Annotated in this window: 8 protein-coding genes and 2 tRNA genes; 9 read left to right on the top strand and 1 reads right to left on the bottom strand. The window is 65.2% G+C overall.

Annotated features, from left to right (window positions below; all coding sequences use genetic code 11):
• Positions 1-182: 182 nt before the first annotated feature.
• From dnaA to A5747_RS24320, 9 genes are all read left to right on the top strand, one after another.
• Entirely contained in the window at positions 183-1,706 is a 1,524-nt protein-coding gene (gene dnaA, locus A5747_RS24360) for a chromosomal replication initiator protein DnaA (RefSeq protein WP_076129052.1), read from the top strand.
• A 470-nt stretch (positions 1,707-2,176) separates the two neighbouring features.
• On the top strand, positions 2,177-3,376 hold the full coding sequence (gene dnaN / locus A5747_RS24355; RefSeq protein ID WP_076129050.1) for a DNA polymerase III subunit beta: 1,200 nt from the start codon (positions 2,177-2,179) through the stop codon (positions 3,374-3,376).
• Positions 3,377-4,519: a DNA replication/repair protein RecF gene (recF, locus tag A5747_RS24350; protein WP_076129048.1), complete on the top strand. Its 1,143-nt coding sequence runs from the start codon at positions 3,377-3,379 to the stop codon at positions 4,517-4,519.
• A complete protein-coding gene (locus A5747_RS24345; RefSeq protein ID WP_076129047.1) occupies positions 4,516-5,079 on the top strand; it encodes a DUF721 family protein in 564 nt (187 codons plus the stop codon). Before recF ends, A5747_RS24345 begins: the two co-directional genes overlap by 4 nt.
• Before the next feature lie 221 nt (positions 5,080-5,300).
• Positions 5,301-7,331, top strand: coding sequence for a DNA topoisomerase (ATP-hydrolyzing) subunit B (gene gyrB, locus A5747_RS24340; RefSeq protein WP_076129045.1), 2,031 nt, complete (start codon positions 5,301-5,303; stop codon positions 7,329-7,331).
• Positions 7,332-7,364: 33 nt separating this feature from the next.
• Entirely contained in the window at positions 7,365-9,881 is a 2,517-nt protein-coding gene (gene gyrA / locus A5747_RS24335; RefSeq protein ID WP_076129043.1) for a DNA gyrase subunit A, read from the top strand.
• Positions 9,882-9,950: 69 nt separating this feature from the next.
• On the top strand, positions 9,951-10,835 hold the full coding sequence (locus A5747_RS24330; protein ID WP_076129041.1) for a DUF3566 domain-containing protein: 885 nt from the start codon (positions 9,951-9,953) through the stop codon (positions 10,833-10,835).
• Between the two features lie 71 nt (positions 10,836-10,906).
• A tRNA-Ile gene (locus A5747_RS24325) sits at positions 10,907-10,980 on the top strand.
• A gap of 145 nt (positions 10,981-11,125) precedes the next feature.
• Positions 11,126-11,198: transfer RNA gene (locus tag A5747_RS24320), tRNA-Ala, on the top strand.
• 5 nt (positions 11,199-11,203) lie between these two features.
• Here the strand turns inward: A5747_RS24320 and A5747_RS24315 are convergent.
• Complete coding sequence (locus A5747_RS24315) at positions 11,204-12,295, bottom strand: PPE family protein (protein WP_076129039.1); 1,092 nt, start codon at positions 12,293-12,295, stop codon at positions 11,204-11,206.
• Positions 12,296-12,306 lie beyond the last annotated feature (11 nt).

The raw sequence follows: 12,306 nt of genomic DNA, 5'->3' as shown, positions 1-12,306 counted from the left end.
CGGATCAACTAGCTGCCTAGGCGACCTGCGTGGGGTTGCCACCAGCATGGAGATCGCGGGCCGTCGCCGGAAGGCTGTGGCTCGTTTACGCTCATCCTGTCCACACCTGTGTATAACTATGTGGACAGCTGCTTTGTCGCCAAGCTGGCAGTTCCTCGACGTCGGACCAGGGAGATACGTCGTTGACCGATGACCCCGGTTCAACTTTCACGACAGTGTGGAACGCGGTCGTCTCTGAACTCAACGGCGAATCCACCGCCGACGGCGGCGCCGCCAATCGCACGACGCTTGTTGCCCCCTTGACCCCTCAGCAAAGGGCGTGGCTGAATCTGGTCCAACCACTGACCATCGTCGAGGGGTTTGCTCTGCTGTCGGTGCCGAGCAGTTTCGTCCAGAACGAGATCGAACGTCATCTGCGCGAACCCATCACCGACGCGCTGAGTCGCCGGCTCGGCCAGCAAGTCCAACTCGGGGTGCGCATCGCCCCGCCAGCGGAAGACGGCGACGACACCGTCCTCTCTCAAGCCGACATCTTCGTCGACGACGCCGACCTCGAAACGTCAACTGACATCGACGAGGCTGACGAAAACGGTGAAGCCGTCATCGACGACGAGCAGGGTTGGCCCAACTACTTCACCGAGCGTCCCCACATCATCGACCCGGCCATCGCAGGCGGAACCAGCCTCAACCGCCGGTACACGTTCGACACCTTCGTCATCGGTGCGTCCAACCGCTTCGCGCACGCGGCCGCGCTCGCGATCGCCGAAGCCCCGGCCCGCGCGTACAACCCGCTGTTCATCTGGGGCGAATCCGGCCTCGGCAAGACACATCTGCTGCACGCGGCCGGCAATTACGCCCAGCGGTTGTTCCCGGGTATGCGGGTCAAGTACGTCTCCACCGAGGAATTCACCAACGACTTCATCAACTCGCTTCGCGACGACCGCAAGGTCGCGTTCAAGCGCAGCTATCGCGACGTCGACGTGCTGCTCGTCGATGACATCCAGTTCATCGAGGGCAAGGAAGGTATCCAGGAGGAGTTCTTCCACACCTTCAACACGCTGCACAACGCCAACAAGCAGATCGTCATCTCCTCCGACCGACCACCCAAACAACTCGCCACCCTCGAAGACCGGCTGAGGACCCGGTTCGAGTGGGGCCTGATCACCGACGTGCAGCCCCCGGAGCTGGAAACCCGCATCGCAATCCTGCGCAAAAAAGCGCAGATGGAGCGCCTCGCGGTGCCCGACGACGTGCTCGAGCTCATCGCCAGCAGCATCGAACGCAACATCCGCGAACTGGAAGGCGCCCTGATCCGGGTGACGGCATTCGCGTCGCTGAACAAGACTCCGATCGACAAGTCACTGGCCGAGATCGTCCTTCGCGACTTGATCGCCGACGCGAGCACCATGCAAATCAGCGCGGCGACCATCATGGCCGCCACCGCCGAATACTTCGACACCACCGTCGAGGAGCTCCGCGGCCCGGGCAAGACCCGAGCGCTGGCTCAATCACGACAAATCGCGATGTATCTATGCCGCGAACTCACCGACCTCTCGTTGCCCAAGATCGGCCAGGCATTCGGCCGTGATCACACCACCGTCATGTACGCCCAGCGAAAGATCTTGTCCGAGATGGCCGAGCGACGCGAGGTGTTCGATCACGTCAAGGAACTCACCACGCGCATCCGTCAGCGGTCCAAGCGCTGATTCCGGCCGCTTCCGGCATCTTTTTTCAAAAAACTTCTCGCACCCCTGTAACACCAGCCACACCCCGGAGTTGTGCGCAGCGCTGTGTACAAACCCGTCAAAGACCGGTGGACCGATGGGGTCTCGGTGCACACCCGTCGTTCATCCCCACCGGCCCAACACACGCCACACAGTTGTCGACGCTGTCATCCACACCCCGGCTCTCGTCCTAGCTGCCTGAAGACCAGGCTGTCCCCAGAATCCACACCCCTTATTACTGTTACTGAGTTATCTCCGTTGTTTCTTCTTTGAAGTACAGCGCTGGGGAGGCTTCGTTACGCTGGGCTCGCAAGGCTCGCGGTGACCGGGCTTGTCGGGCTTTGCGATTAGCTTTCAAGATGGCCTCCGAAGATCTACGGTTGTTCTTCGACTGCTAGCGACGGGCGGCTAGCCAACCTTAGTTTCGAACACTCGGCAGGTGAAGGGACGCTATGGACGCGGCGACGACAACAGCTGGCCTCACCGATCTGAAGTTTCGTGTGGTGCGAGAGTCTTTCGCCGACGCGGTGTCATGGGTGGCGAAGAACCTGCCGACGAGACCTGCCGTGCCGGTGCTTTCGGGCGTGTTGTTGACCGGCTCGGATGAGGGCCTGACAATCTCGGGATTCGACTACGAAGTGTCCGCTGAGGCGCAGGTTGCAGCCGAAATAGCTTCTCCTGGAAGCGTTTTGGTGTCTGGGCGGTTGCTGTCTGACATTACCCGGGCGTTGCCGGACAAACCGGTGGACTTCTACGTGGACGGTAATCGCGTCGCGTTGACATGCGGAAATGCCAGGTTTTCGCTGCCGACGATGGCGGTTGAGGATTACCCGACGCTGCCCGCGCTGCCGGACGATACCGGGAGCCTGCCGTCGGAGCTGTTCGCCGAGGCGATCGGTCAGGTTGCCATCGCTGCCGGCCGGGATGACACGCTGCCCATGCTGACGGGGATTCGGGTCGAGATCTCGGGTGAAACCGTAGTTTTGGCCGCGACCGACAGGTTCCGGCTGGCGGTTCGCGAGCTGACGTGGACGGCGTTGTCGCCCGATGTCGAGGCCGCGGTGCTGGTCCCGGCGAGAACGTTGTCCGAGGCCGCCAAAGCCGGCATCGACGGCTCGGACGTTCGCTTGTCGTTGGGTGCCGGGTCGGGCGTCGGAAAAGACGGACTGCTGGGTATCAGCGGTAACGGCAAGCGCAGCACCACCCGCCTGCTGGACGCGGAGTTCCCGAAGTTTCGTCAGCTGTTACCGGCCGAGCACACGGCGGTCGCCACCATCAACGTGGCGGAGTTGACCGAAGCGATCAAGCTGGTCGCGCTGGTCGCTGACCGGGGCGCGCAGGTGCGCATGGAATTCGCCGACGGCATGCTGCGACTTTCCGCGGGCGCCGACGATGTCGGCCGGGCCGAAGAAGACCTCGCCGTCGACTTCGCCGGGGAGCCGTTGACGATTGCGTTCAACCCGACCTACCTGACGGATGGGCTCGGGTCGGTCCATGCCGACCGGGTGTCGTTCGGTTTCACGACGCCGGGCAAGCCGGCGTTGTTGCGGCCGGCGTTCGACGACGACAGCCATCCGACGGGCAACGGCCCCTTCCCCGCCTTGCCGACGGATTACGTGTACCTGTTGATGCCAGTGCGGCTGCCCGGGTAGGTGTACGTCCGGCATTTGGGACTGCGTGATTTCCGGTCCTGGGCGCAGGCCGACCTCGAATTGGAACCGGGCCGGACGGTGTTCGTCGGACCCAATGGGTTCGGAAAGACGAATCTCATTGAGGCGCTGTGGTATTCGAGTACGTTGGGTTCGCACCGGGTGGGTACCGACGCGCCGTTGATCCGGGCGGGCAATACGCGCGCGATAGTTTCGACCATCGTCGTCAACGAGGGCCGGGAATGCGCGGTCGATCTGGAAATCGCGGCGGGGCGGGCCAACAAGGCGAGGCTGAACCGCTCCCCCGTGCGCAGCACACGCGAGGTGGTCGGGGTATTGCGGGCGGTGCTTTTCGCCCCGGAAGACCTGGCGTTGGTCCGCGGCGATCCGGCGGACCGCCGGCGCTACCTCGATGATCTGGCGACGGTGCGCCGCCCGGCGATCGCCGCCGTGCGGGCGGACTACGACAAAGTGTTGCGCCAGCGCACGGCGCTGTTGAAGTCGTTGTCCGGCGCCCGACATCGCGGGGGCGCGGTGGACACTCTCGATGTGTGGGACGGCCGCTTGGCCGAGCACGGCGCGGAACTGATGGCCGCCCGCATCGATCTGGTCAATCAGTTGGCGCCCGAGGTGGAAAAGGCCTACCAGTTACTGGCGTCGGGATCGCGGCAAGCCTCGATCGGCTACCGCGCGAGCATGGATGGCGGGGGCGACGAGGGTGCCGACCGCGAGTTCCTGGAAGCCGCGTTGTTGGCTGCGCTGGCGGCACGCCGCGACGCGGAGGTGGAACGCGGAATGTGTCTTGTCGGCCCACATCGCGACGACCTGGAGTTGCGACTCGGCGACCAGCCCGCCAAAGGCTTTGCCAGCCACGGGGAGTCGTGGTCGTTCGCCGTCGCGCTGCGCTTGGCGGCATACGAGTTGCTGCGGGCCGACGGGAGCGAACCGGTGTTGTTGCTCGACGACGTGTTCGCCGAACTCGACGCGACGCGGCGCCGCGCCTTGGCTTCGGTGGCCGAAGCGGCAGAACAAGTATTGGTAACCGCGGCGGTCCTCGAAGATATACCGGCCGAGTGGGACGCTAGGCGGGTGCACATCGATCTGCGCGATGAGGACGGCGGGCGCGTATCGGTGGTGCAAGGATGACCGGCCCCGGCGGCGGATCGACTCCCGACCGCGGCACACCGCCCGGCGAACTGACCGGCATCGACCTGGTGCGACGAACCCTCGAGGAAGCCCGCGCGGCCGCCCGTGCGCAGGGAAAAGACGCCGGCCGCGGGCGGGGCGCGCCGCCTCCGCCGCGCCGCGTCGCGGGACAGCGGCGAAGCTGGTCGGGCCCCGGGCCCGACGCGCGTGACCCCCAACCGTTGGGCAGGCTGGCGCGCGATCTGGCCAAAAAGCGGGGCTGGTCGACCCACGTCGCCGAGGGCACGGTGCTTGGCCACTGGTCGTCGGTGGTGGGACACCAGATCGCCGACCACGCGACCCCGACCACCCTGAACGACGGGGTGCTCAGCGTGGCGGCGGAATCGACCGCCTGGGCGACCCAGTTGCGGATGATCCAGGCGCAGATCCTGGCCAAGATCGCCGCCGCGGTTGGCAACGGCGTAGTGACATCGCTGAAAATCACGGGGCCGGCCGCACCCTCGTGGCGGAAGGGCCCGCGGCACATCGCCGGCCGAGGCCCCCGGGACACCTACGGTTGACCGAACGGGCGACCCGCTTCAGCGCCGCCATGACGGCGGAAACCGGCTTGTCAAGCGTCCTGACGCAGCCTTCAGCGAAAAATTCCGCACACGGCGCAGATAGCTGTGCAGAAACACCCTCACAGAATCGGTCCTGGCGCCCCTTATCGGTAGACTGACGGAGAACCAGCGCAAAGTCCCGGAGACTACCCGCGCGCAACCCCAAGGAGAGCCTTCCGCCCGTGGCTGCCCAAAAGAAGAAACCGAAAGAATACGGCGCCGACTCGATCACCGTCCTGGAAGGGTTGGAAGCAGTCCGCAAACGCCCCGGCATGTACATCGGCTCCACCGGGGAGCGCGGATTGCACCACCTGATCTGGGAGGTCGTCGACAACGCTGTCGATGAGGCGATGGCGGGTTACGCGACGGAAGTCGACGTGAAGATTTTGGAGAATGGCGGCGTTCAGGTCACGGACAACGGCCGCGGTATCCCGGTGGGCATGCACGCCACCGGCATGCCCACGGTCGACGTGGTGATGACTCAACTCCATGCGGGCGGAAAGTTCGGCGGCGACGACAGCGCCTACGCGGTATCCGGCGGTTTGCACGGCGTGGGCGTGTCGGTGGTCAATGCATTGTCCACTCGACTCGAGGTCGAGATCTGCACCGACGGCTACGAGTGGTTCCAGCATTACGACCGCTCTATCCCCGGCACGCTGAAGCAGGGCGACAAAACCAAGAAGACCGGTACGACGGTCCGCTTCTGGGCCGACCCCGGCATCTTCGAGACGACGGACTACGACTTCGAGACCGTCGCCCGCCGGCTGCAGGAAATGGCGTTCCTCAACAAGGGGCTGACCATCCACCTGACCGATGAGCGGGTGAGCAACGAAGAGGTGGTCGACGAAGTCGTCAGCGACACCGCCGAAGCGCCGAAGTCCGCCGAGGAGAAGGCCGCGGAATCCGTTGCGCCGCACAAAGTCAAGCACCGCACCTTTCATTACCCGGGCGGTTTGGTCGACTACGTCAAGCACATCAACCGCACCAAGAACCCGATCCACTCCAGCATCGTCGACTTCTCAGACAAGGGGCCCGGCCACGAGGTCGAAATCGCGATGCAGTGGAACGCCGGTTATTCGGAGTCGGTCCACACCTTCGCCAACACCATCAACACCCACGAGGGCGGTACCCACGAGGAAGGGTTCCGCGCCGCGCTGACGTCGGTGGTGAACAAATACGCCAAAGAGAAGAAACTGCTGAAAGACAAAGACCCCAATCTCACCGGCGACGACATCCGCGAGGGCTTGGCCGCGGTGATCTCGGTCAAGGTCAGCGAACCGCAATTCGAGGGCCAAACCAAGACCAAACTGGGCAACACCGAAGTCAAGTCGTTTGTGCAGAAAGCATGCAACGACAAGCTCTCGCACTGGTTCGAAGCCAACCCCAGTGACGCCAAGACGGTCGTGAACAAGGCGGTGTCTTCGGCGCAAGCACGAATCGCGGCACGCAAGGCCCGAGAGTTGGTGCGCCGCAAGAGCGCCACGGATCTCGGCGGCCTACCGGGCAAGCTCGCCGACTGCCGCTCCACCGACCCGCGCAAGTCCGAACTGTATGTCGTGGAAGGCGATTCGGCCGGCGGCTCGGCGAAGAGCGGCCGCGACTCGATGTTCCAGGCGATCCTTCCGTTGCGCGGCAAGATCATCAACGTCGAGAAGGCCCGCATCGACCGGGTGCTGAAGAACACCGAAGTCCAGGCGATCATCACCGCGCTGGGTACCGGGATTCACGACGAGTTCGACATCACCAAGCTGCGCTACCACAAGATCGTGCTGATGGCCGACGCCGACGTCGACGGCCAGCACATCTCCACGCTGCTGTTGACCCTGTTGTTCCGGTTCATGCGCCCGCTCATCGAAAACGGGCATGTGTTCCTGGCGCAGCCGCCGTTGTACAAGCTGAAGTGGCAGCGCAGCGATCCCGAGTTCGCCTACTCCGATCGCGAGCGCGACGGCCTGCTCGAGGCGGGGCAGAAGGCCGGCAAGAAGATCAACAAGGACGACGGCATCCAGCGCTACAAGGGTCTGGGTGAAATGGACGCCAAGGAATTGTGGGAGACCACGATGGACCCGACTGTGCGGGTGCTGCGTCAGGTCACCCTAGATGACGCGGCGGCCGCCGATGAGTTGTTCTCCATTCTGATGGGCGAGGACGTCGATGCTCGCCGAAGCTTTATCACCCGCAACGCCAAGGACGTTCGCTTCCTGGATGTCTGACGAATCAGGCACGCCAACTAACACGAGGAACCGATGACTGATACGACGCTGCCACCCGGCGAGGGGCCCGCCGACCGGGTCGAGCCGGTAGACATTCAGCAGGAGATGCAGCGCAGCTACATCGATTACGCGATGAGCGTGATCGTGGGCCGCGCGCTACCCGAGGTGCGCGACGGTCTCAAGCCGGTGCACCGCCGGGTGCTGTACGCGATGTACGACTCGGGGTTCCGCCCGGATCGCAGCCATGCGAAGTCGGCGCGGTCGGTCGCCGAGACGATGGGTAACTATCACCCGCATGGCGACGCCTCGATCTACGACACGCTGGTGCGTATGGCGCAGCCGTGGTCGCTGCGCTATCCGCTGGTCGACGGGCAGGGCAACTTCGGCTCGCCGGGCAACGACCCGCCGGCGGCGATGCGGTACACCGAGGCGCGGCTGACCCCGCTGGCGATGGAGATGCTGCGCGAAATCGACGAGGAGACAGTCGATTTCATTCCAAACTACGACGGCCGGGTGCAGGAGCCGACGGTACTGCCCAGCCGGTTCCCCAACCTGCTGGCCAACGGTTCGGGCGGCATCGCGGTGGGCATGGCGACCAACATTCCGCCGCACAACCTGCGCGAGCTCGCCGACGCCGTGTTCTGGTGCCTGGAGAACCACGAGGCCGACGAAGAGGCGACGCTGGCCGCCGTCATGGAGCGGGTCAAGGGGCCCGACTTCCCGACATCCGGACTGATCGTGGGCTCCCAGGGCATCGCCGACGCGTACAAGACCGGGCGCGGTTCGATCCGGATGCGCGGCGTCGTGGAAGTCGAAGAGGCCAGGGGCAGAACGTCTTTGGTCATCACCGAATTGCCGTATCAGGTCAACCACGACAACTTCATCACCTCGATCGCCGAGCAGGTCCGCGACGGCAAGCTCGCCGGCATCTCCAACATCGAGGACCAATCCAGCGACCGGGTGGGCTTGCGCATCGTCATCGAGCTCAAGCGCGACGCCGTGGCGAAGGTGGTGCTGAACAACCTCTACAAGCACACCCAGCTGCAGACCAGCTTCGGCGCCAACATGCTGGCGATCGTCGACGGCGTGCCGCGCACGCTTCGACTCGACCAGTTGATCCGCCACTACGTCGCGCACCAACTCGACGTCATCGTGCGGCGCACCACCTACCGGTTGCGCAAGGCCAACGAACGCGCACACATCTTGCGCGGCCTGGTCAAGGCGCTCGACGCGCTGGACGAAGTCATCGCGTTGATCCGGGCGTCGGAAACGGTCGACATCGCCCGGGCTGGGCTGATCGAGCTGCTGGACATCGACGACATCCAGGCCCAGGCGATCCTGGACATGCAGCTGCGGCGCCTGGCCGCCTTGGAGCGTCAGCGCATCGTCGACGATCTGGCCAAGATCGAGGCCGAGATCGCCGACCTGGAAGACATCCTGGCCAAGCCGGAGCGCCAGCGCACGATCGTCCACGACGAACTTGGCGAGATCGTCGAAAAGTACGGCGACGACCGTCGCACCCGCATCGTCGCGGCCGACGGCGAAGTCAGCGACGAGGATCTGATCGCCCGCGAGGACGTCGTCGTCACCATCACCGAGACCGGCTACGCCAAGCGCACGAAGACCGACCTGTACCGCAGCCAGAAGCGCGGCGGGAAGGGCGTGCAGGGCGCCGGGCTGAAGCAGGACGACATCGTCGCGCACTTCTTCGTGTCGTCGACGCACGACTGGATCCTCTTCTTCACCACCCAGGGGCGGGTGTATCGGGCCAAGGCATACGAGTTGCCGGAGGCGTCCCGCACGGCGCGCGGTCAGCACGTGGCCAACCTGCTGGCCTTCCAGCCGGAGGAACGCATAGCCCAGGTCATCCAGATCAAGAGCTACGAAGACGCGCCGTATCTGGTGCTGGCCACCAAGAACGGGCTGGTGAAGAAGTCCAAGCTGACCGACTTCGACTCCAACCGCTCAGGGGGGATCGTGGCGATCAACCTGCGCGACAACGACGAGCTGGTCGGAGCGGTGCTGTGCTCGGCCGAAGAGGATCTGCTGCTGGTCTCGGCCAACGGCCAGTCCATCCGGTTCTCGGCCACTGACGAGGCGTTGCGGCCGATGGGCCGCGCCACGTCGGGCGTGCAGGGGATGCGGTTCAACGAGGATGACCGGCTGCTGTCGCTGAATGTCGTTCAGGAAGGCATGTTCCTGCTGGTGGCCACCGCGGGCGGCTATGCCAAACGGACCGCGATCGAGGAGTACCCGGTGCAGGGTCGCGGCGGCAAGGGCGTGCTGACCGTTCAGTACGACCGCCGGCGTGGCAGGCTGGTCGGGGCGTTGATCGTCGACGACGAGAGCGAGCTGTACGCGATCACGTCGGGCGGGGGCGTCATCCGGACGGCCGCGCGTCAGGTCCGCAAGGCGGGGCGGCAGACCAAGGGCGTTCGGTTGATGAACCTGGGTGAGGGTGACACTCTGTTAGCCATTGCACGCAACGCCGAAGAAAGCGCCGAGGAAGAAATCGGGGAGATCGACGGCGTCGAGGAGTCGGACGGCTAATAGACTCGGCCCGACCGCACAGACGACAGCCAGCGCCGGGCGGCCTTGGTACACACGTAAGGAGCCGGGGTGACTTCACCGAACGAGCCGGGGGCCCCCAACAAGGGTGACGGCCTGAACGGGGACGGTTCGGTCGAGCGAGCCGGTGTACACCGCGCGACGCCCGCCCAGGCTGGCCGCGTGCCGGATGCTGCAGACGTGCCGCCACGGGGGCGCGGCGCCGGCCGGCCCCCCCAGCCGCATCGCCAGCCGGAGCCCCACGCCGAGCCGCGGCCGTCGGGCCCGCCCTCCGGGGTGGATGCCCGGCTGAACCGTTTCATCTCCGGCACCGCGGCACCGGGGGCGTCGGCGCATCCGAAGAGCCCGCCGCAGGACTTCGATGCCCCGCCGGCGCGCGGCGACGGTCCGCCCGCCGAGGCCTACGCCAGCGAGTTGCCCGATCTGTCCGGCCCGATACCGCGGGCCTCCCAACGCAAGCCCGCGCCCGAACGCCCCGCGGAGACGTCGACCGCGGCGGGATCGGCTCGCTCGGCGACCGACGAAGCCAGAGAAAGTCGCGAAAACCGGGTGCACGTGTCGCGGCGATCCCGGGGCCCGGTTCGTGCCAGCATGCAGATCCGCCGGATCGACCCGTGGAGCACGCTGAAGGTGTCGCTGTTGCTTTCGGTGGCGCTGTTCTTCGTCTGGATGATCGCGGTCGCGTTCCTGTACCTGGTGCTTGGCGGCATGGGCGTGTGGTCCAAGCTCAACAGCAACGTCGGTGACCTACTGAACAACACCAGCGGCAGCAGCGGCGAGCTGGTCTCCAGCGGGACCATCTTCGGCGGCGCCGTCTTGATCGGCTTGGTCAATATCGTGCTGCTGACCGCCATGGCCACCATCGCCGCGTTCGTCTACAACCTCACGACGGACCTGATTGGCGGCATCGAGGTAACGCTGGCCGACCGCGACTAGCGCCGATTCCCGGGATTTTGGGGGTGGGGCGGCGATTGCGGTAATCTCGTCGCTCGGCCGTACGCGCGTACGGGCCTATAGCTCAGGCGGTTAGAGCGCTTCGCTGATAACGAAGAGGTCGGAGGTTCGAGTCCTCCTAGGCCCACAACCATGTGCTCGTCCAGACGTTACGTACGACTCGCAGTGCCGCTGGCATTGATCGCCGCGGTGGCAGCGGTGGTGTGGTCACGACGTGGGGTCGAGGTCTGGCACATGGCCCCGGTTGATGCGCCCGCAGCCGATCAGCCAGAGGGGCCTTAGCTCAGTTGGTAGAGCACTGCCTTTGCAAGGCAGGTGTCAGGGGTTCGATTCCCCTAGGCTCCACGGCATCATCCGCCTGACGGAGGCCGCCGCATGATGGTGCCGAAGATCGGCGGCCCGTAGCCTTTCTCATTGGGCTTGTCTCGCTGGGCCTTCCGTGCTCCCGGCGGCATCGGCGGGACGAACATCGGAACTAGTGGGGCGCCCTCGGCTGTTGTTGCGGCCGCCAACGGTGCCTGTGCGGCAGCCAGCTGGATCGGCGAAGTGACCGCTGAAGGCGGGACCACAAGGTTGCCGACGTACATTCCCCTGCCCAGAGACGCGGTGACATCAGCCTCCACCGCGCCGGCTGTGGCGGCGGGTGGGGCAAAGAAATTGGGAGCTCCTCCGACGGCCTCGGGACCGGTGAGGTTGTAGGCAATGGCCAGGTTGCGTGGGGTGGGGGCCAGCACGTCCGGGTACTGCCCGGGCATGAAATCGTGGCCGCCCGTGACCAAGCCGATGATGCCCTGTGGGTTGAAGACGCCGCTGCCGATCACGCCGTTGACGATCTGAAGGACCGCATTGGCGAGGAACTCGGGGTCGATTGCGGCGGGGGCCGCTGCTGCCGCGGTGACGGCGCTGGTCTGAACCGCGGCGGCGGCCGGAGTGGTCATCGAGGATGCGGGGGTGAACGTCGGCATCGCCATGGTCTGCAGGCTGGTGGCGTGATAGCCCAGCATGGCGGTGGTGTTATCCGCCCACATCTGTAAGTACTGGAGCTCGGTGGCGGCGATGGCGGGGAAATTGATGCCGAAGTAGTTGGTCGCGATCAGCTGAGCCAGGAGCTTTCGGTTGGCGGCGACCACGCTGGGATGCACGATGGCTGTCTGGGTGGCGACGAAGGAGCCCGCCATGCTGGTGGCCGCCATCGACAGTTGAGCGGCCTGGGTTGCGGTGGTTTGCATCCAGCTGACGTAGGGGATGGTGGACAGGGTCATCGCCGTCGCGGATGGTCCCTGCCAGGGAATGCTCGCCACAGTGGAGGCATAGTCGGCGGCGGTCTGTCCCAGCTCGATCGCCAGTTGGCGCCAGGCTTCGGCCGCGGCGAGCAATGATTCGGGCCCCGGCCCGGAATGAATCAGCGCCGATGTGATCTCGGGAGGTGCCCAGAAATCCACGTCTATCCTGT

The sequence above is a fragment of the Mycobacterium sp. IS-836 genome, from assembly GCF_001954275.1.
Classification (GTDB): Bacteria; Actinomycetota; Actinomycetes; order Mycobacteriales; family Mycobacteriaceae; genus Mycobacterium.
The sequence above is the reverse complement of the archived record's forward strand: the minus strand, read 5'-3'. Positions and strand labels throughout refer to the sequence as shown.